Raw genomic sequence first — 19,712 nt, 5'->3', positions numbered from 1 at the left:
CCTTTGCCCATGAACAATCTCGTAAGAAGCGTCGTGTCGAGTGCCAACCTCCTTGGCGAGGTGCCTGTCTGGGACATACGCGAACAGGCGCTGTACTGGGTAGATATCGACCGAGCCCTACTTCAGCGCTTCAGCCCGGCCAGTGGCGAGGTGCGGAACTGGTCCATGCCTGAACGCCTGTCGGGGTTCGCGCTGAGGAAAGACGCCCCTGGCATCATCGGCGCCTTCGAGAGCGGCATTGGTTTCTGCGATCTCGACCTGGGCAAGATAGAATGGATCGGTCGCGACGGCCTTCTCGCATCAGGCACCATCTTCAATGAAGGCAAGGTCGACCGCGCCGGACGGTTCTGGGCCGGCTCAAAAGACGAAAGCCTCACCCATTCCACTGCGTCGCTCTACCGGATTGATACCGATCTCTCCATCACGCGCCTGGTCGACGGCCTCGGTATAGCGAATTTTTTCGCCTGGTCGCTGGACAACCGCCGCTTCTGGCTTGCGGATTCCCTGGCCAAGCAGGTGTCGGCGTTCGACTACGATCACGCCACCGGCAATATCGAAAATCGGTCGGTATTCCTCCAGTTCACCGACGGCCAAACACCAGACGGTGGCACGATCGATGCCGAAGGCTACCTCTGGATCGCCATGTGGGGCAATTGGAAGATCGTTCGCTTCGCGCCGGATGGCTCTGTCGATCGCGAAATTGCAATGCCGGTCAGTCAACCCACGAGCTGCATGTTCGGCGGGGCGGATCTAAGAACGCTTTACGTAACCTCTGCGCGCTGGGGACTTTCTTCGGAAGAGCTGGCCAAGCAGCCCCTGGCGGGGAATGTCTTTGCCGTCGACCCTGGCGTGGCCGGGGTGGCCGAACCAAGGTTCGGCGCATGACCGACACTTCGCGACCGGATTGGATCGCAGTGGATTGGGGAACATCCAACCTGCGTGTCTGGGCCATGCGCGGCGATGCAGCGCCGGACCTTTTGACAGATTCCAACCGCGGCATGAGCAGGCTCAAGCCCGATCAGTTCGCCACTGTTCTGGATGAGGCCTGCGCGTCTATTCCTGATGTCATGGGTCTCGACGCCATGGTTTGCGGCATGGCCGGCGCTCGCGACGGCTGGCAGGAAGCGCCGAGCGAAATGTGCCTGTTCGCTGTCGGGGGAGCTGAGCCTGACAATTTCGCGCTCTATGCCGCGGCAGGGTGCACCGGCGTCGGCTTGGGCACTTTTCTCTACCAGCCCGGCCATTCGGCCAAAGATTGCGCCGCCCGGGCGGAATTAGCCGTGAACGCCTTCCGAAGGCACTTCGTCGAACGGTCGAAATGACTATCGCGGACGCTCGACCCCAACAACTTCCGCTGTCACGCGCCCAACACTATCGACTTTCAGGAGACACGAATGAAGATCACCGCACTTAAGACCTTCATCGTTCCACCACGCTGGCTGTTTCTCAAGATCGAGACCGACGAAGGCATTTTTGGTTGGGGTGAACCCGTAGTCGAAGGCAGGGCGCACACCGTCGAAGCCGCAGTGCATGAACTGGCCGACTTTCTCGTCGGACAAGACCCCTCGCGGATCGAAGACCTCTGGCAGGTCATGTATCGCGGTGCCTTCTATCGGGGCGGTCCGATTATGATGAGCGCCATTGCCGGCGTTGATCAGGCGCTCTGGGATATCAAGGGCCGCGCCGCAAACCTGCCGGTGCACCAGATGCTGGGTGGCCCGTGCCGCGACCGAATCCGCGTCTATTCGTGGATTGGCGGGGATCGACCGGCCGATGTCGCCAAGGCGGCAAAGCAGGCGGTCGATCTGGGTTTCACAGCGCTCAAGATGAATGGCGCCGAGGAAATGCAGATCGTCGACAGCTATGCCAAGATCGACGCAATCGCTGAGGGCATTTCTGCGGTACGCGACGCTATCGGCCCTCATGTGGGACTGGCCGTCGATTTCCATGGCCGCGTGCATCGGCCCATGGCCAAGACGTTGATACGAGAACTCGAACAGTTCCGCTTAATGTTCATCGAGGAGCCGCTACTATCCGAGCACATCGATGCGATCGGTGAAGTGGCCAAGGGCTCCTCCACGCCGATTGCGCTGGGCGAGCGGCTCTATTCGCGCTGGGATTTCCGCCAGGCTCTGGAGAGCCGGGTTGTGGACATCATCCAACCTGACCTCAGCCATGCCGGCGGCATCACAGAAGTTCGCAAGATCGCCGCGATGGCTGAGACTTATGACGTGGCGCTGGCCCCCCATTGCCCACTCGGCCCGATCGCACTTGCAGCATGCCTGCAGGTCGACGCAGTCAGCCACAATGCGTTCATCCAGGAACAGTCCCTAGGGATTCACTACAATGGCGAGGGCCGTGATCTGCTGGACTATCTGGTCGATCCAAACGTGTTCACCTATGCCAACGGCATGGTGACCATCCCCAATGGCCCTGGGCTTGGTATCGAAGTCAATGAAGACGCCGTCATTGAGGCAACCAAGGTTGGCCATCGCTGGCGCAATCCACTCTGGCGTCATGAGGATGGCAGCGTAGCGGAGTGGTAGCATCACCTATGGCCGGTATCGAACTGGCAGAGTGACAGTAGTCGCCCGTAAGAACGGCGGCTATTGGGCATGTTTCAAGTTACTAGACACACCGCAATGGGGGGCGAAAGCCGCCCGTCGCCGACGCGCCCCATCTCAGACGTTCGTTGAACTGTCGCAGGCTCCCAAAAGCGGACCTCACCCGCAATGTAGCCTCTAGATACCAAGTCAGACAGGGATCGATCTGCAATATCACTCGCATCCCAATCCAATCGTGCAATCTGCGTTGCCGCTCCTGAAAGCCCGTTTGGGCATCTCAGAGCGTAAACATTGTTTGCAATGGCGCTCCGCTCTCTAGCGCAGCTTTTTGATCCAACGGGTCGGATGCACGTTTTTGGCGTTGTCGCTGATCCCGTTAATGCCGGGCGCCAAAAGATTGCGAACGACGATCCAGTTGAGCGGAATAATCGCGGCATCAGAGATAATGCGGGCTTCCGCTTGGGCCAGCATTCCTCCTCGCGCCGCAAGGTCGGTTTCGCGGCTGGCTCCAAGTAAGAGAGCGTCCAATTCCGGCGAGTGATAGCGCCCGACATTGAATTCGGACGTTGTTTGAAGCAGCTCGAGGATATTGGCGGGGTCGGAGAAATCGAGAATCCATGTAAGCCGGCCGATATCGAAATCGCCCGTCCGGAGCGCCGTGAAATGCTCCTGCGGATCGGCTCGAAACAGCTCGACTTTGACCCCGATGTGGCTCCACATCTCAGCGATGTCGCGTGCGACCTGCTGATGCATGTCGCTTGAGTCGCTATTGTAGCGGACTTCGATAGCCAGAGGGCTTTCAGCCGTATAGCCGAGCGAAGCCATTACGTCGGCAGCCTCTGCCACACGTCTTTCGTAGGGCCAGTCCGCCCAGTCGGGAAGAAAAGCGGCGATGCCCGCATAATTAGCCGTACCAGGAGGCACCAGACCATAGGCGGCGGTCTTGTCGGACTGGACACCCTGCGGATCGATGCGAGTTCTATCGACTGCCATCGAAAGCGCTCGGCGCAGGGCCGGCTGATCGAGTGGCGGCTTCTCGAGGTTCAGCGTGAGATAGGAGAGCCCGAGAAAGGGGACGATACTGCTTTGGGCTGCGGCATTGGTCTCGATCCAGGCATTCGCGCTGACCGGCAGATCGTAGAACATATCGATCTCGCCCGCCTTGAACCGTTCGAGGCCCTTGGGCACGTCGCGAATGGTAAAGTAGTTCACGTCGTCGATGGCGACCTCGCCTTGTGCGTAGTAGTTTTCGGCCCGAACCGCTCTTGTCAGCTCGCCATCCCGGCTGGTGATCGTATAGGGGCCATTGCAGATGAGGTCCTCCGGGGCTAGGCCCTTTCGCCCGCGCTGCGCCTTGAGCGCACTGGGAATGGGATAGGCGGTGGAGTGTGTCAGCGCCTGCAGGTAATAGGGCGCTGGCTGTTGAAGGGTAATTTCGAGCGTCCGTTCGTCGCGGACCCGAACTCCCAACTCATCCATGTCGAGACTTCCCGCGGCGATCGCCGCGGCGTTGCGGATGGGAAATTGCAGATAGGCGAACTCGAAGGCATTGGCCGGATCCAGAAGCCATTGGAAACTCGCGAGGAAATCTTCGGCGACAACCGGATCGCCATTGGACCAGGCGATATTTTCCCGCAGCGAGAACGTATAGGTGAGGCCGTCGGGTGAGATGGTCCAGGACGCTGCCTGGCCGGGAATGGCATCGCCATGCGCATCCATGGCCACAAGGCCCTCGAAGCAGTCGACCATGGCAATTGGGTCGAGCGCTCCGAAGGCTGTGGGATAGGCGTAGATGGTTTCGGGGGTGTGAGCGAGGTTGAGCGTCGTGGCAAAAGCCGGCTCAACGAGTGAACCGACGCACCCTAGGACGAGCAATGCGGCCCGGACGGTAAAGGTCAACGCTGCTCACCAACGAACTATTGTCTGTACCCAAGACCATTTGTTCCCGATTTTCTTCTGCAATGGAAGGCCTTTGCGACATCGTCAGAAGGAGCCGGCGGTGGCGAGACCGAAGCCGTAGAGGCCCCAATAGGCGACGCCAAGAAGACCAAGGAGGAAAACACTTGGTGGTAGATGGCCCGGCTCTTTGTTGCGAATGAGCGTGGCGAAGATTGCGAGGCATTCGAGGGCGCCAAGGATAAAGCCGAATGGACGCAGGGCGGGGACGAGCAGCATAACGCCCACGGCCAGGCACACGGCGGCATTGACCAGGTGCCACCAACTCGGAAAGCCCCATTTTACGAAGCTTTCCCGCATGGGTTTGGGGCCGATGGCGCTGACGAGAGCATCGCCAAGGAAGAAAATGCTGAGGATGCCGGTGAGCAGCAGTGCCCAGTGAAAACCGAAAATCATGGATTGTCTCTTTGTAAGGGAAGACCGGCGGGGCGCGCCCGCCGGGTTGGGATCAAAACTTGACCGAGAGGTTGGCCTTGACGCCGTGCTGCTGCAGGGCAGAGCCGATCTGGCCGTCATAGGCGATACCGAGATCGACATTGGGGCTCAGGTTGAGGTCGAGACCGGCTTCAATCACAGCTGCGCCCTGGGGCAGTGATGCACCGGCAACGGTAAAGGCCGACCCGCCTGAGAAGGCGTGGGTGGACGTGGGATCGACCGTTCCAAGCGCATTGCGCCAGCCGATCATGCCCTTTGCCGTCGCCTGAACCTCGCCAAGGACAAAGCTCGTTTCGCCACGCAGACCAATGGTCAATTGCGTGCCGCCGGCATAGGAGGCACCACCCGAAAGAGCCGCTGCGCCGCCGCGCTCGGTAAAGCCGCCGGAATAGAGGCTGGCATGGGCGAGGTTGACGAAGGGCTCGACAATGATGCCGCTGTCAAAGGCAAACTTGTAGCCAATCTCACCGAACATCTGGCCGGTGCCACCGAGGCGCGTGCTGAACAGGGATTCGGTGAAGCCGGGAATGGTCACGTTTCGGGTGGTGGAGGTTTCGTGCTGGGTGTAGGCAGCGCCGAACTTCAGCGTCACGTTGTCCAGTTCGCCACCGCCATAGACGCCGACATGATAGTTGTTCGAGGTCGAAGTGGAATTGCGATCGGCAATGCTGACGCTGGTTTGACCAAAACCAAGCATGGCACCAAACATCCAGTCCTGGTTGAACATGGCGTCAGCACCGACGAAGAGATTGCCGGCGCTGAACCCGGCACGTGCCGCGTTGCCGTTGGCCTCGAGCACGCCCACGCTGCCGGTGGCACTGCTCCAGATGTTGAAACCGATACCGGATTGCTCCTGGGTGCCAGCGGCAAGCCGCGCGAATGCCGCAGCGACACGATCCTCCATGGCATTGGCGACACTCTGCCCGGCAGCGATCAGCGCGCTCTGGGTGGAGGCATAGGCCTCGCCGGAGAGTTGGTCGAAGCCGGCCCGCGCATCTTCGGCACTGAAGGTGAGCACGCGATCGTACAGCACATTGCCGACGTTCAGCGATTCAAGGCCATTGGCAGCGGCAAGCTGATTGGCCGTTTTGGCGATGTCGGCAAATCGCAGCGCGTTGCGGGCAAGGTGCAGGCGCACGTCGTTTTCGTTGTAAGCCAGCGAGGCCGCGAGGAAGGCGAGGTTGGCGCTGACACCGTCAAATTCGCCCTCAATGCCGCCCTCGGCGCGGAGGAAAGTGTATTCGACACCGGCCGAATAGTCGCCACCGCTGGCGAGAGCCAACACCTGGCCGTCGAGATAGGCCGTACCATCAACATCAATGAGATCGGAATTACCGGCCGCATCGACCTTGATTTCGACCGTACCGGTTTCGCTCATATAGAGGTCTCCCTCGATATTGAGGGTACCGAAGCTGCTCGGCGCTATCGACTGCGGGCGCGGATAGGCGCTGCCGGCGCCAAGCACACCCGCAACCTCGACATTGCCGACACGGCCAGAACCCTGCAGGCGGCCATTCTCGCCCACCGAAACGCTGCCTGTGACCCCGTTTACCTCCAGAGTACCGGCCCGCACTTCCGTACCGCCTTCATAGCTGTTGCGCGTGCTGTTGAGCACCAGCGTGCCGCGATCTGTCTTCACCAGAGTGCCGACGCCGGTAAGGGCGGCGGAGATTACCGCGGCATAGTCTTCGCCGGCGGCGGTGCCGTCACCCACACGAATGATGCGTTCGCCATCGATCAGCTCGATATCGTCCCCATAAAGCTCATAGCCATGCGTGGCGAACTGCATGCCGGTGACAGAGGCGGGCTCGACAACGTTCACCTCGCCCGCCCGACCCGCAAAAACCACGAAGCCTGGATTGGGCGATTGCACGCCGTTGCTCATGCCGTCGGAGGTGGTGAAACTGTCGTAGTCGATGCCCCAGCTGCCGCTGCCGCCATCGATGGCACCATTAGCCCAGAGCGTGTCGTCGCCACCATCCCAGAACAGGGTATCGCCGACGTCGGCAGCATAGCGCAGAACATTGACCTGGCCGGAAACACTGGTCTGCACCTGCAACTCGTCAGGCGAATAGCCGGCGGGAACACTGCTGATCACAAGACCCCGGTCGGTCAGTGTGCCGCCATAATCGAAGAGGCGGTAGATGCCGGGATCGAACCCGCCGACATCGACGACGTCCAGGGTACCGTCGAGCACGAGATCGCCGTTGACGTTGAAAAGTCCGTCCGTGCTCATGGCACCGAATTCGGCCAGGATGCGCGAATTGGCGTCGAGCGCCAGCGAGTTCATGTTGAGCCGGTAGCCGTCATATCCCGCGAGCGTGCCGCCATTGACGATCACGTTACCCAGACGTCCGGAGCCCCCAAGACTACCGCCGTTGACCGTCGTGCTCATGCTCGAATAGTCGCCTTGCACATAGACCGGGCCGCTCTCGATGCGGAGCGAGCCGCCATAGCCTTCATTGTCGCCATCAAGGGTCAGTTCGCGCGAACCAATCATCACGAGACCGGAATCGGCGGAGCCGCTCAATTGTCCCTGGAATGTAGACGTGGTGCGCTGCGGGTTGAGGGTCAGGATGTAGTCGTTGAGTTCGGTTGCGCTGGAGCTGTCGGCGGAGAGGCCGGCGATCTGCTGGTCACCCCGAATCTCAAAGCGTGTATTTGCGCCGAGGATGTGGAGCGAGTCCTGCGCAAGGACGTTCTCGGCCCCCGCGGTCAATTTGCCGGCAACGACATTGGTATTGCCGCCATAGCCAGCGCCGCCCGTGACGACAAGTTCGCCATTGCCAGTCTTGTAGTAGCCACCCGCAAGGGCATGACCGGTGATGAACCCCGAATGCGTCGCCGAACCGGTATCAACGCGCAGCGCCACACCAGAACCCGATCCGGTATAGAGCGTGTTCCCAAGCTCAATACCGTCAGCATAGTCAAGTGTCGCCCCACCCTGGAAATAGACGCCGCCCGCGCCGAGGGCGTTGTCGCTTTCAGCCCTGATCGTGCCGGCCTGGTGGCTTGTGCCACCGCCATAGAGATTGTTTCCGGTCAAAACCAGTGTGCCCGACCCGGTCTTGACGATATTGCCACCACCAGAGATCACGCCGTCCAGCGTCACCGGGCCGTTGACTTGGAAATACTGATAGGAATTGCTCCCGGACAGGACGATATCGTTCTCGAAGGCCAGCGTCCGGTTCTGGTCGAAAGCCAGCACAGTGTTGTTCGCCATGGTCAGCACGCCCGTTCCAAGGGCATTACCGTTCATCGCGGTGATCTGGCCGGAAGCGAGATCGGTCCCGCCCGAATGAGTGTTCTCACCGCTCAGGGTAAGATTGGCATTTACCACCAGTCGCCCGTCACCGCTCAGGACGCCGCTAAGCGTCACGCGCTGGCCGTTGAATTCCGCCGTGCCAGTGATGTTGACCTGATTGGACAGGATGAAATCATTGACGTCGAAACGCAGACGGGTGTTGTCGAGCATAGAAATGGCGCCCGTCCCTGCCGCGTCGCGATGAGCAAGAGCAACGGTGCCCATATTGATGTCGAGGCCGCCGGAAAAGCTGTTGGCGCCCGAAAGAATGAGCGCGCCAAAGCCCGACTTGCTGAACTTGTATGCCCCCGAGATCGCACCAGATTGCGTTGCGACCTCGTCGAGGCCGACATTTCCCACCGTCTGGCGAGCCATAACGATGGGCGTATTGCGGACTTCGCCATCGCCATAGGTCACGACGTCGACGCTCTGCGCGCGAGCGGGAAGAGCCAGTGCGATGACGGCCGCCGACGCGCCGAGCAGGAACAAGGCTTTGGTGCGGCGCCGCCGACCGTGAAGGGTTATAAGTTGTTGGCCAAATGGGCGCTGCGCCATGATCGACTCCAGGAGAGACCGGCGCGAAGGCAAAGCGCTGCCGGCGACGGATGCAGGAACATCCGGGGTTCAAGAATTTCGGTTTGCTTGGCCGCTGCCCCAGTTGTGCGCATTGGCCGATGAGGCAGCCCGCCCTGCAGATGCGGGCCACCGATGCCGTGACGGATTGTCTTCCCCGCCTTCAGCATGGAGACGATTAGGGGCGAGCAAGCGCTGACGCCCCGTCTAACCAAACGGGGCGTCGCGAATTTTTAGCGCCTAGAGTGGTTAGCGCGTTGCCGGTGGCCTGATTGCATGGCTATTGATTGAGCAAGGCGTCTGGGGCGACAGGGTGAACGGGCCGATGAAGCGGCGGCAATTTTTAAAAGCGGCGGCTGCCGCAGCGGGCTCCGCCCTGGCGTCCCCAGTTCTGGGCGAGAGCGATTCCGTCGTCCTCGAAGTCAGCGGTCAAGTCGAGACGACCCGGACTTTCACCCTGTCGCAACTCCGAGCTCTCGGCGTTACCCGGCTCGCCACCACCACGGCATGGACCGATGGCGTGCCCGAGTTCGAAGGCGTATTGGCGCGAAACGTAATGGCGGAACTGGGGCCGATCACATCGTCGCATGTGACCGCGCTGGCCCTGAATGACTATCGCGCCGATATTCCGATCAGCGACTTCTACGACTATGATGTGCTTTTCGCCTGGAGCATGAATGACGACATGCTGACGCGGCGGGACAAAGGGCCGCTCTGGATCGTCTATCCGCGCGATGCCGTGCCGCAATTGCGAGAAGAGCGGTATGAGCATCGCTGGGTCTGGCAACTCAGCCGGCTCATCCTGCCTTGAGCGCACCAGGCAGCCATCGGCGTGAGGTCGTTGCCGTCGGCATTGCCGTGCTTGCCTTCGTCGTCCTCCTGGCCTTCTCGCTGGCGCGCCTTGTGCAGATCGAGCGGACCACTCATTCCAGCTCGGGCGAGGGCATCATCTGGGCGCTCAGCCAGGCACAGTTCGAAATTCACCGGCTGATCCTGGCGACGACGCCGACCCATGCGTCGAGCCCGGACGATATCGCCTTGCGCTTCGATATCCTGATGAGCCGGCTCGAGCTTCTGCAAAGCGGTCCGATGGCCGTGCAACTGGCCGATGCCGGCCGCACCAGCGTCATTTCGCGGGCCAGGACCGCCCTCTCGCAACTCGAACCGCTGATCCTCGCCTCGGGCACAGACGTGACCCGCTATAGCGCGCGTCTCTCTCGCACCATGGGGCAGTATCTCGAGCCGCTCGGCACCATCGCCAACGACCTGATGATCGCCAATCGCATCGCCGATGGCGAGCGGCGCAACAGCTACAATGCCAGTATCATCCAAGTCATCGTCTCGATCCTCGGCATCATGATCACCGGAGGCTTTCTCGTCCTCCGCCTCGTGCGCAGCCTTGCCCTGGTGGCGGCCACCGAAGCGCAGATCAGACAGGAGAAGACCTTTCTCTCCCGCATCATGGAAGCGAGCGGCGAGGGCATTGCGGCCTTCGACAATCAGATGCTTTGCACCCATTGGAGCAGCCGCATGACGCAGCTTCTGGCTCTGCCGGCCGAAGAGCGGTTGGGCCGCCCACTGCCCACCGATCCGATCTTCGAGCACGATGTGCTGGAGCGTGTGCTGGCCGGCGACGAGGTCTACCTTGCCCCGCGGCTTGGGGACGGAGGCACCTATCTCGAACGCATGGCCTATCCGATCCGTCTCAATGGCGCAGTCAATGGTGGCATCGCCATCGTTCGCGACGTCACCGAACGCCACGACGCCCAGCGCGAGCGGCAGTTGCGCGAGATCTATCGCGACTTCGTCACCATGGTCTCCCACCAGTTTCGCACACCGCTGGCCGTCATTGATTCCACCGTGCATCGCATGATGCGCCGCGGATCACTGATGGACGGGGCAGAGCTGAGCAATCGCGCCATGACCATTCGCAACGCCGTGTCCGGCCTTTCACGCCTGATGGACAGCACGTTGACGGCCGAAAGGATCGATGCCGGCGAGATGGAGCTGAACCGCCGGGAGACAGATCTGAGTTCACTGCTCGGCGATATTCGCACACGCCTCCTGGAGCTGATGCCGGAGCGACGGATTATTCTGACGCTCGCGGAAATGCTGCCGATCGATTGCGATGTCATGCTGCTGGACCAGGCTCTCGGCAACCTGGTCGGCAATGCGCTCAAATATTCCCCCTCGGACAAGGCCGTCGAAATCAGCACCGGCGAGGAAGCCGGGCTGATCGTCATCAGGGTCACCGATCACGGTGTCGGCATTCCGGAAGCCGAACAGCGGCGGATTTTTGAGCGGTTCTTCCGCGCCAGCACTGCAACCACGGTGCAAGGCAGTGGAATCGGGCTCTATACCGCCCGCCAGATTGCGCGGTTGCACGGCGGCGACATCACCGTCGTGTCCGACCTGACAACGGGCACCACCTTTTCACTCAGCCTCCCCAGGCCCAGATTCCAGGACCAATAGGCATGTCCCGTTCGCTCAGCCATCCGGAAGAGTTCCTGATCCTCTGCGTCGAGGATGAGCACAATCTGCGCGGCAATATCGTCGAAGAGCTCGTGGACGCCGGATTTCAGGTGCTTGCCGCCGAGGACGGGCTAGGCGCCCTTGCGCTCCTGGCCGAGCATCAGCCTGATCTTATCCTGTGCGACATAACCATGCCGGGCATGGGTGGATTCGAACTGCTGCGCTCCGTGCGTGCCATTCGCTCAAGCCTTGCCAACGTGCCCTTCATATTCCTGACCGCGCTGACCGATCGATTGGCCGTAATCGAAGGCAAGACTGCAGGGGCGGACGACTATCTCCCCAAACCCGTCGACTTCGACCTCATGCTCGCCACCATAAGGGCGCGGCTGGACCAGGTTGTGCGTATCCACCGGGACCTTGATGCGGCGGCGGGGCTCGAACGCCGGACCCATCTTGAGGCCGCTCGCCTAAAGGGTCTCGACGACCTCGCGCATACATTGGATCACGTCACCCTGGGCGTGGCCCTGTTCGACGAACGCCGGGCGATCATTCGCAAGAATGACAGGGCCGATGCCGTTCTGGGGGGGACGATTTTCCATTCGAACGGACGCCTGTCGGTCGAGAATGCGCAAACCTCGCTGCAATTGCGCGCCGCGCTTGATGACGCCATCGACCATGGCCGCAATTCCGAAGTCATCACCGTGAGCGAAGAGGGTCGACATCCCCTCCTGGTTCAGTTCCTGGCTCTGACCCTCGGCGCCAGAGCCGCCATGGTTCTGCTCGATACCGATGCCCAACTCGACGTATCCGAAGCCATGGTTGAAAAGCTTTTTGGTCTGACGCCAACCGAGGCACGCGTTGCCGCAGCCGTGGCCCGAGGTCAGCGCACCGAGCAGATCGCCCTCGATATGGGCATCTCCTCAACCACGCTCGCCTTCCACATGCGTAACATCTTCCGCAAAGTGGGCGTTGGCCGCCAGCAGGACCTGATGGCGCTCATCTTCAGGAGCACGCTCCTTGTGTCGCAACAGGATCAAGGCTGACGCCGAGCGGCTGAGGACGCTGAACAATGGTGAAAGGCATTTCGTTTGATTGCGAAGGATTGAAGTGGCGCTCCCCGATCCATCCTTCGCGTCGGAATTACTATCAGAGCTTGGCCGTCGGTGAAGCGCCCCATTCCCGCCGTGGTGGGTGCAATCGCGATCCGCCGAGAGCTGCCAGTCCGCTATGGGTATAAAGCTCAGCGATTTCGACCCTTGGATAAGGCCTTATGGTCGGAGAGTCGGCTCCCAAGCTCGGGGGTAACAGGTCATGCAAATCCAACAGGCTTGCCAGACACTGTTGGCGGCGGCCTTGATGTGAATATGAGTAGGGGGAGAAGATGCAGAAAACCTGGTTTTCGGCAGCAATGCTGTTAATTGCCCTCGCGGGTTCGGGCTTACCTGCTCAAGCGGACGAACAAATGTGGGCAAACAGCGATCGAGTAAATCGGCGCACTTGCCCATCCACCGAATGCGGCGTTGTTGGGCAGCTTTTCTTCCGCGAATCCGCCGTCGTGCTCGAGACCCGCGGATCGTGGGCCCGCATTACGAAATACTACGACGGCTCATGCACGGGTGGTCGTAGCGACTACGTAGATAGCGGTAACGCGGAGTGCTCGGCTATCAATGGGTTTGATAACGCCCAGTTTGCAGAATGGGTGTCGCTCGACTTGTTGGTCGCAGATCGCCCTGCTGATCCGGCGCAAGACGCGAGCGGCAGTTCGGCGTTGGTAGCGGGTTCCGACGACTTCCGGCTTCATGAAGCAGCCTTCGTGGCTGCCGCCGAAAAGCTCATGTCGGATGGGACGTGCACCGCCGCAAACTTTAGAGAGATGGGCGGTTGGATGAAGTCCATGAACCAGAAGAGCGAGCCGGTCTATTTCACATACTGCGGGTCTGGCAGTAGCGACCGGATCTATCTCAATGCTGAGACCGGCAGGACGTATCGGTGAGCACCACGTGCTGAGTTCACTGAATGACGAAAGGGCAGGCGATCCGACCCCCTTTGCATTCTACATCAGGCGTCAACAGCCCGGCTTCGACGCGCCCCATTCCGGTCATTAGACGACCCTTGGCGAGTTCCCGAAAACGGACATCGCATTCGCCCAACGAACAACCTGCGTGGGGTCGACAGCAACCCTATTCTTTCTCATCCGAAAGGCGCTTGGTCATCGCGCTGATGTGATCTTGATTGATTTCGTCAAACCGTCGCAAATTTTCTGGACGATATGATCCACAGATTGGCTCCATTCCCGCTTGTACCATCGCCGGACTGCCTCTGTTCTAGACCACTTTGGCGGCCATTAAGCATTGGCGCGACCTGCGGGAAGCCAACACGCCTCTCATCCGTGCCAGGCATGTGACCTTACCCATATACGAGGGCCGCATTTATCGATTATGTGTTTATTTCCGCCGAGAAGTAAATCTCGATGGAAATAGTCCCGCCTAACGCGCTACTTCTCAGTGGCAATCAACAGATTATGTAAAAGTGGTTGGTACGCCCTAGGGGAATCGAACCCCTCTTTGGACCGTGAGAGGGTCCCGTCCTAACCGATAGACGAAGGGCGCCTAAGCCGTGTTGAGCGCCTGAGCTAACTCGCTTTCCCAACAGTGAGTGGGGAAGCGTGGTACGCCCTAGGGGAATCGAACCCCTCTCTGCACCGTGAAAGGGTGCCGTCCTAACCGATAGACGAAGGGCGCGCTCAACGCTGGGTGTCGTATAGAGGGAGCTTTTCTGATGCGCAACCCCCTCGGTGGAGATTTCGCACTTTTTTCAAAAAGCCGAAAGTTATCAACAGCCTGAGAACGTGACAGGGCGATTGTAGCCGCGCGGACGGTCGCGAACGTCGACATGGATGAAGTTCCGGCCCGGATAGCAGCCGAGCCCGCCCACGGCCGAAGTGCGCATTGCGAACTCGATCAACCGGCTCTTGTCGACGCCCGGAATATAGAAGTCCGCAGCCATGCATTTGGTGTGATAGGAGTTGTCGGCGCCGCCTGCGGCATTGTTGTGATAGTTGTCGCGATAGCCCGACTGCATCACGACTTTCTTGCCGAAATGCCCTTCGAATTCCCAGATCAGGAATCGCAATTGCGGCGAGAGGCAGAAGGCATTGACCTCGCGCGAGGAGACATAAGTGCCCCAATCGGCCCGCAATCCCGAATAGCCCGCGCCGCTGCCATTGGCGAACATGGCCATGGGCACGCAGGCGGCCAGCGCGGTTACGACGGCACCGATAGCGAGGACGGAACGGATAAAATGGGGCATGGCAACTTTCCCGATTTGCCCGCTGTGGCAGAAGTGCCACACACAATGGGCCGAACGGTTCAGTCGCTAAAATTAGAAGGGTTTCGCTAACCGCACGCTAAGCAGCACGGTTAGCGAATCGTGAAGGCAAAGTCCGAATGCAAACTCGCTAGGGCGAGACAACTGGCGCGGTTTTCGAGAAGTGATGAGCGTTTTGGCAAAGGTCCAGTGGACCTTTGCCGCGAAGAACGCCCGTAGAGCTACGCTCGAAGGGCTATGGCGCAGCGTACGTTGGTACGTGAGCACCGGAAGCGCAGAAAACTGGGTCAGGTGGCCGCCATAGTAGAGTTTGCAGAAGGACTTTTACCAGCTACCGGTGTTCGGCATGGAAGCCCAGGGTTCCTGCGGGGGCAAGGTGCCATCCTGGATGAGCTCCACCGAAATCCCATCCGGCGAGCGCACAAAGGCCATGTGCCCGTCGCGCGGCGGACGGTTGATAACGACGCCCATATCCTGCAGATGCTGGCACAGCGCGTAAATATCCTTCACGCGATAGGCGAGGTGGCCAAAATTCCGGCCGCCGGTATAGGCTTCCGGATCCCAATTATAGGTCAGTTCGACCTCGCCGCCTTCGTCGCCCGGCGCACGCAGGAAGATCAGGGTAAAGCGCCCCTTTTCATTGTCCGTGCGGCGCACTTCCTGAAGGCCAAGACCCTCGCAGTAGAATTTGAGGCTCGCCTCGACATCGGTGACGCGCACCATCGTGTGCAGATATTTCATTCCTGCCTCCTTTTCGCGGGATCGTGATCTTGGCCTAACAAGCGCAGACGCTGGCCGCAACGATAACCGGACGCGGCTCCTACAACTATTTCGCAACACCTTCTTAACTTTTGAGACTGAATCGGACAGAGTGAGCTGGTATTGTCGAGTACCCGTGGTCACGGGAGTTGCAAAAGGGCGTTGCGGCATGGGGGCCAATATTAACGGCGATGGTGGAAATCCCACGAATCCGTCTCACGACACCGAATCCGGTGAGCGCGAAAACCTGTCTGCGCGACAGGACGGGGCTGCCGTTGACACGATTGAGGTCGCCGGAACCATCAAATGGTTCGATGCCGGCAAGGGCTTTGGTTTCATCGTGCCGGACAATGGCCTGGCCGATATCCTGCTCCACGTCACCTGCCTCCGCCGCGATGGCTATCAGACCGCCTATGAAGGCGCGCGCATCGTCGTGGAAGCGCTCAATCGCCCCGGCGGCCTGCAGGCCTTCCGTATCGTCTCCATGGACGAATCGACCGCCCGCCACCCGGCCCAGATGCCGAGCCCCCGCACCCATGTTGTGGTCGAGCCGAGCTCTGGCATGGTCCGCCTCGAGGTAAAGTGGTTCAACCGCATCCGCGGCTTCGGTTTCCTCTCTGCCGGCGAGGGCACGCCCGACGTTTTCGTGCATATGGAAACCCTGCGCCGCTTCGGCATCACCGAATTGCGCCCCGGCCAGTTCGTGCTCGTGCGCTATGGCAATGGTCCAAAGGGCCTTATGGTCGCCGAAATTCGGCCCGACGGTTGGGGCGACGCACCTTCCTCTCATTGAGTTCGGCCCGATAGGCCGCGCTCACTGCAATCAAAGGCATCATTGATGTTGCACCAGTTTCGGGCACTTGCGGCCGCCGCAGCCATCGCTGTCGTCAGCCTGCCTCTTGCCGCTTGCAGCGACGAATCCAAGCTGACCATCCACAGTGCCAGCGGCGATCACACCTTCAACATCGAGGTCGTCGACACCGCCGCAAGCCGGGCGCAGGGCTTGATGTACCGCCAGGAACTGGCCGATGACGCCGGCATGCTCTTCGATTTCCTCGGCGAGCAGGAAGTCTCGTTCTGGATGCGAAACACCTTCATTCCGCTCGACATGCTGTTCATCACCGCCGATGGCGTCGTGAAAAATATACACGTCAACGCCCGGCCGCATGATCCAACGGGCATTCCGTCCGATGGCCCGGTTCAGTTTGTGTTGGAGATCCCCGGCGGCCGCAGCGTCGAACTCGGCATCGAGGCGGGCGACACCGTCACCCACCCCCGCATCACCGCCGCCGACTAGGTTTTAAAGGCGGTGTATGACCATGCAGTCCAGCACCGCCCAAAGGTGCAGGCTGGCGCCCACCACCACGAAAACATGCCACAAGGCATTCTGGAATTTGAGCTTTTCCCACAGGTGGAAAACGATCCCGGCCGAATAGGTGACGCCACCGGCCAGCAATAGCCACAGCGTCGAACTCGGCAATTCCTGCGCCAGCGCCTGGAACACGACAATGCCGCTCCAGCCGATGGCGAGATAGAGCAGGATCGCCAGCCGCCCAAAACGCTGCGGCACGATCAGCTTCAGCGCCACCCCGATCAACGAGGCGCCCCAGACGAGGCTCATCATGATCGCGCCGGCCTGTGTACCGCCGATCACGGCGAGGAAAGGCGTATAAGATCCGGCAATGAAAAGGAAAATCGCTGCCTGGTCGAAACGCGCCAGATGCCGTTTGATCGGCGAAACCGGCCACATATTATAGGCCAGAGACACGCCCAGAACGACCACCAGCGTCGCCACATAAACGGTGAGCGCCGGAAAAGCCTCGGGTGCCGTGTGCATCGCCGTCAGCGCCAGCAGGACGGACCCCGCGGCAATGGCGACAACGAGGCCGAGGATATGCACCACGGCATCGACGATCAGTTCGGCCGGTGTGAAAGGCCGCTGCTCCCGGCTCCACCAGGAATAGGATTTCGGACGTGCTGCGTAGCCCATGACAACTCCTCCTGGGTACGAGACTGCGGCGACGGGTATGACCAATCTATTGCCGATCTCTGGCATTCCGATGTCATCCTCAACGCCACACCAACGTTTCTGGTGAAGAAAAGGTGTGCTCGCTTGACCTGTAACACCTCCGTTACGTAGGCCTCAGGTCATGAGCAGAAAGTCCAAACCCCCGATTGCCCTCTATTCGGCCCTCGCCGACACCACCAGGTGCCGGATTCTGGAAATCCTGAAAGTGGCCCCCACGCCGGTCCACGTCCTGACCGAGGCTTTCTCCATCAGCCGCCCGGCCATTTCCCGGCATTTGCGGGTCTTGAAATCCGCCGGCCTCGTCGCCGAGGTCAAGAAGGGCCGCGAAAACGTCTATGCCTTCAGGCCGGCCAAACTCGATGCAGCGCGAACCTGGCTCGAAACCATTCGCTCTTCCGAAGTTTTGGCGGACGAAGTGGTCGAGGAAGCTCCCGCCACAGTGGTCTTGGGAGCTCCCGTCGCCCCCAAGCCCGCTCGCGCGCCGAAGAAAAAGCCCGACGCCAGCGCCGAAAAGCCTCTCAAGGAAACAGCGCCGGCACCGGCCCCAGCAGCACCTTCAACGAGCCAGATGGGTTTTGATTTCTAGAGCTTTTATATGGCGCTGGAACCATCCCAATCTCGGTGGTCATCCCGGCGAAGGCCGGGACCCATCTTGAGACTTCGGGATAGATTCCGGCCCAAGCCGAGACGACAGCCGGCGGGCGACGAAGCCCTTGTCACTACGTGAAATGGTTCAGATCGAAACGACAGGGTAGGGGACGAGCATCGCGCTCTCTTCCCGCGCCTCGAAAATCTCTGCCGTGATCCGCTCAAGCTCATGAGCCGACCAGGCGATCTGCAGGTTCGGACAATCTCCATCGACAGCCCTCAGCGCCGCACGCGGCCCGAGGGCAATTGGCACGATCGGACGGGCCAGGCTATCCGCAGCCGCCATCGCCGCATCGATATCCTTGCGTTGGTCGCCAACATACCAGATGACGTCCCGCGCCCTAACATCGCGGCCAAGACCGGCCAGCGCTGCAAGGATAGAATCCGGCCAGGGCTTGCCGCGGCCGACATCCTCGCGGAAGACGCAGGCCGAGAAATATTTCTTGAGATCGAAGGCTTCCAGCACGTCGTGGCCATAGCCACGGCCAAGCCCGTTGCTGACGACGGCCAGCAGCACGCCATTGGCACGCAGCCGCTCCAGTACGGAACGCAGCGTCTCGCAAGGCAGCAGCATTTCCTCGACCGATTTGCGTCGCACGCGGTGAATGGCACGATGCACGAGCAGTTTTGGCGTCTTGTGCGGCGCGGCCACGCATTGCCGGCGCATCAGCCGGAAACGAGCCACCAGTCGCGCCGCCCGGTGCGAACAATCATCAAGAAATTCCAGCGTCTGCAGGACGCGCGGATTGACGTGATGAACCAATGTTCCATCAAGGTCGAACAGTACGATGGTCGGTGCCGTCAGATTTGGATCCAGCGTCGCATCCCCCAAATTGTCCCCAAATTTGCCGTATTTTAACCAAGCGCACAACCCCGCTACCCCTAGGGATGGTCAATTGCTTGTGCTCAACGAGGGGGATGGGGGTGTCTGAGGGGCGATCCGGAAGCCGTGTATATGGCGGATATCCTGGCTTTTTGACGTGTTCAGGAGTTGCGGGGAAACCTTGTCGGCTCCCCGCCAACCCAACCGCGCCGAGACAAGAAGTTTCCGGCTATCGCCACGCCACTCTTGCGTCGAGTCTAGTCAGTGAAGCTGAATTCACTCAATTCGCAGACATTCTTGTTGGAGGCCTGCACCTGGTCGCCATCCTCGAACACCGCCAGGAAGTCATATTTGCAGTAGCCGCTACCATCGTCGATATTGATCATGACGCTGTAGCCAGACGGCAAAATATCATTGCCCAGAATATCCTCCTCCCACGAATTGGTGCCCGTGTTCGAGGCATAAAATCGCACGATATCGTAGGAAGTCTCGTTATTGATGCGTACACGGCGATCCAGCGCCGCAGCGTCCACGACGCCTGCGACGGTCAAAGCAAGCACGGCGCCTGCCAAAGCTTTATGCATGATTGTCCCCTAAATGCGGTGCCCACCGCAGGGGAACTTTATTTGGTAAGCTCATGTAAGCGCAAGACACGGGAATCGCCTCTACTTCTCTGCTCGCCATCCCCGTAACAGGTCGACTTCCTGTTGATTGCCACTGAGAAGTGACCCGTTAGGCGGGACTATTTCCATCGAGATTTGACCCATGTTCCAACCGTGCCCTGGCTGTTTTCAGCGGGGGCTATGGAGTGATCGACATGGC

18 protein-coding genes and 2 tRNA genes are annotated in these 19,712 nt (G+C 60.2%); 10 read left to right on the top strand and 10 right to left on the bottom strand.

What is annotated here, in order from left to right:
- The first annotated feature begins 9 nt into the window (after positions 1-9).
- The 3 genes from J7557_RS19650 to dgoD all read left to right on the top strand — a co-directional run bounded on the left by J7557_RS19650 (position 10) and on the right by dgoD (position 2,546).
- Complete coding sequence (locus J7557_RS19650) at positions 10-885, top strand: SMP-30/gluconolactonase/LRE family protein (protein WP_291421830.1); 876 nt, start codon at positions 10-12, stop codon at positions 883-885.
- Complete coding sequence (locus tag J7557_RS19645) at positions 882-1,322, top strand: 2-dehydro-3-deoxygalactonokinase (RefSeq protein WP_291421828.1); 441 nt, start codon at positions 882-884, stop codon at positions 1,320-1,322. Before J7557_RS19650 ends, J7557_RS19645 begins: the two co-directional genes overlap by 4 nt.
- Positions 1,323-1,394: 72 nt before the next feature.
- Complete coding sequence (gene dgoD, locus J7557_RS19640; RefSeq protein ID WP_291421826.1) at positions 1,395-2,546, top strand: galactonate dehydratase; 1,152 nt, start codon at positions 1,395-1,397, stop codon at positions 2,544-2,546.
- A 333-nt stretch (positions 2,547-2,879) separates the two neighbouring features.
- Here dgoD and J7557_RS19635 read toward each other — a convergent pair whose 3' ends face one another.
- The 3 genes from J7557_RS19635 to J7557_RS19625 all read right to left on the bottom strand — a co-directional run bounded on the left by J7557_RS19635 (position 2,880) and on the right by J7557_RS19625 (position 8,814).
- Positions 2,880-4,463 carry a peptide ABC transporter substrate-binding protein gene (locus J7557_RS19635; protein WP_291421824.1) on the bottom strand — a complete coding sequence of 528 codons (1,584 nt, stop codon included), beginning with the start codon at positions 4,461-4,463 and terminating at the stop codon, positions 2,880-2,882.
- An 84-nt stretch (positions 4,464-4,547) separates the two neighbouring features.
- Positions 4,548-4,916 (bottom strand): DoxX family protein, encoded by a 369-nt coding sequence (locus J7557_RS19630; RefSeq protein WP_291421822.1) that lies wholly within the window; start codon positions 4,914-4,916, stop codon positions 4,548-4,550.
- A 52-nt stretch (positions 4,917-4,968) separates the two neighbouring features.
- On the bottom strand, positions 4,969-8,814 hold the full coding sequence (locus J7557_RS19625) for an autotransporter domain-containing protein (protein ID WP_291421820.1): 3,846 nt from the start codon (positions 8,812-8,814) through the stop codon (positions 4,969-4,971).
- 343 nt (positions 8,815-9,157) lie between these two features.
- On the opposite strand from J7557_RS19625, the gene J7557_RS19620 reads away from it, so the two are divergent.
- The 4 genes from J7557_RS19620 to J7557_RS19605 all read left to right on the top strand — a co-directional run bounded on the left by J7557_RS19620 (position 9,158) and on the right by J7557_RS19605 (position 13,297).
- Positions 9,158-9,643: a molybdopterin-dependent oxidoreductase gene (locus tag J7557_RS19620; RefSeq protein ID WP_291421818.1), complete on the top strand. Its 486-nt coding sequence runs from the start codon at positions 9,158-9,160 to the stop codon at positions 9,641-9,643.
- Positions 9,640-11,304: an ATP-binding protein gene (locus J7557_RS19615; RefSeq protein WP_291421816.1), complete on the top strand. Its 1,665-nt coding sequence runs from the start codon at positions 9,640-9,642 to the stop codon at positions 11,302-11,304. The genes J7557_RS19620 and J7557_RS19615 overlap by 4 nt, the downstream gene beginning before the upstream one ends.
- 2 nt (positions 11,305-11,306) lie before the next feature.
- Complete coding sequence (locus J7557_RS19610) at positions 11,307-12,347, top strand: response regulator (RefSeq protein WP_291421814.1); 1,041 nt, start codon at positions 11,307-11,309, stop codon at positions 12,345-12,347.
- A gap of 338 nt (positions 12,348-12,685) precedes the next feature.
- Positions 12,686-13,297 carry an SH3 domain-containing protein gene (locus J7557_RS19605; protein ID WP_291421812.1) on the top strand — a complete coding sequence of 204 codons (612 nt, stop codon included), beginning with the start codon at positions 12,686-12,688 and terminating at the stop codon, positions 13,295-13,297.
- Between the two features lie 541 nt (positions 13,298-13,838).
- Here the strand turns inward: J7557_RS19605 and J7557_RS19600 are convergent.
- The 4 genes from J7557_RS19600 to J7557_RS19585 all read right to left on the bottom strand — a co-directional run bounded on the left by J7557_RS19600 (position 13,839) and on the right by J7557_RS19585 (position 15,372).
- A tRNA-Glu gene (locus tag J7557_RS19600) sits at positions 13,839-13,913 on the bottom strand.
- Positions 13,914-13,970: 57 nt separating this feature from the next.
- Positions 13,971-14,045 (bottom strand) — tRNA-Glu (locus tag J7557_RS19595).
- Between the two features lie 91 nt (positions 14,046-14,136).
- Positions 14,137-14,613, bottom strand: a complete 477-nt coding sequence (locus tag J7557_RS19590) for a D-Ala-D-Ala carboxypeptidase family metallohydrolase (RefSeq protein ID WP_291421810.1) — start codon at positions 14,611-14,613, stop codon at positions 14,137-14,139.
- A gap of 342 nt (positions 14,614-14,955) precedes the next feature.
- Positions 14,956-15,372 carry a VOC family protein gene (locus J7557_RS19585; protein WP_291421808.1) on the bottom strand — a complete coding sequence of 139 codons (417 nt, stop codon included), beginning with the start codon at positions 15,370-15,372 and terminating at the stop codon, positions 14,956-14,958.
- A 187-nt stretch (positions 15,373-15,559) separates the two neighbouring features.
- On the opposite strand from J7557_RS19585, the gene J7557_RS19580 reads away from it, so the two are divergent.
- Both J7557_RS19580 and J7557_RS19575 read left to right on the top strand, forming a co-directional pair.
- On the top strand, positions 15,560-16,183 hold the full coding sequence (locus tag J7557_RS19580) for a cold-shock protein (protein WP_291421806.1): 624 nt from the start codon (positions 15,560-15,562) through the stop codon (positions 16,181-16,183).
- Positions 16,184-16,228: 45 nt separating this feature from the next.
- Complete coding sequence (locus J7557_RS19575) at positions 16,229-16,687, top strand: DUF192 domain-containing protein (RefSeq protein ID WP_291421804.1); 459 nt, start codon at positions 16,229-16,231, stop codon at positions 16,685-16,687.
- Positions 16,688-16,690: 3 nt separating this feature from the next.
- Here the strand turns inward: J7557_RS19575 and J7557_RS19570 are convergent, their stop codons facing one another.
- Positions 16,691-17,380 carry a hemolysin III family protein gene (locus J7557_RS19570; protein ID WP_291421802.1) on the bottom strand — a complete coding sequence of 230 codons (690 nt, stop codon included), beginning with the start codon at positions 17,378-17,380 and terminating at the stop codon, positions 16,691-16,693.
- Positions 17,381-17,540: 160 nt separating this feature from the next.
- Here J7557_RS19570 and J7557_RS19565 point away from each other — a divergent pair, with 160 nt between their 5' ends.
- Entirely contained in the window at positions 17,541-18,005 is a 465-nt protein-coding gene (locus J7557_RS19565) for a metalloregulator ArsR/SmtB family transcription factor (RefSeq protein WP_291421800.1), read from the top strand.
- A 147-nt stretch (positions 18,006-18,152) separates the two neighbouring features.
- Here the strand turns inward: J7557_RS19565 and J7557_RS19560 are convergent, their stop codons facing one another.
- Both J7557_RS19560 and J7557_RS19555 read right to left on the bottom strand, forming a co-directional pair.
- Positions 18,153-18,899, bottom strand: a complete 747-nt coding sequence (locus J7557_RS19560; protein ID WP_291421798.1) for an HAD hydrolase-like protein — start codon at positions 18,897-18,899, stop codon at positions 18,153-18,155.
- A gap of 248 nt (positions 18,900-19,147) precedes the next feature.
- Positions 19,148-19,474, bottom strand: a complete 327-nt coding sequence (locus tag J7557_RS19555; protein ID WP_291421796.1) for a hypothetical protein — start codon at positions 19,472-19,474, stop codon at positions 19,148-19,150.
- Positions 19,475-19,712: the final 238 nt, after the last annotated feature.

Source organism: Devosia sp., from assembly GCF_017744655.1.
Lineage (GTDB): Bacteria > Pseudomonadota > Alphaproteobacteria > Rhizobiales > Devosiaceae > Devosia.
This window is presented reverse-complemented; position numbering and strand designations above follow the sequence as displayed.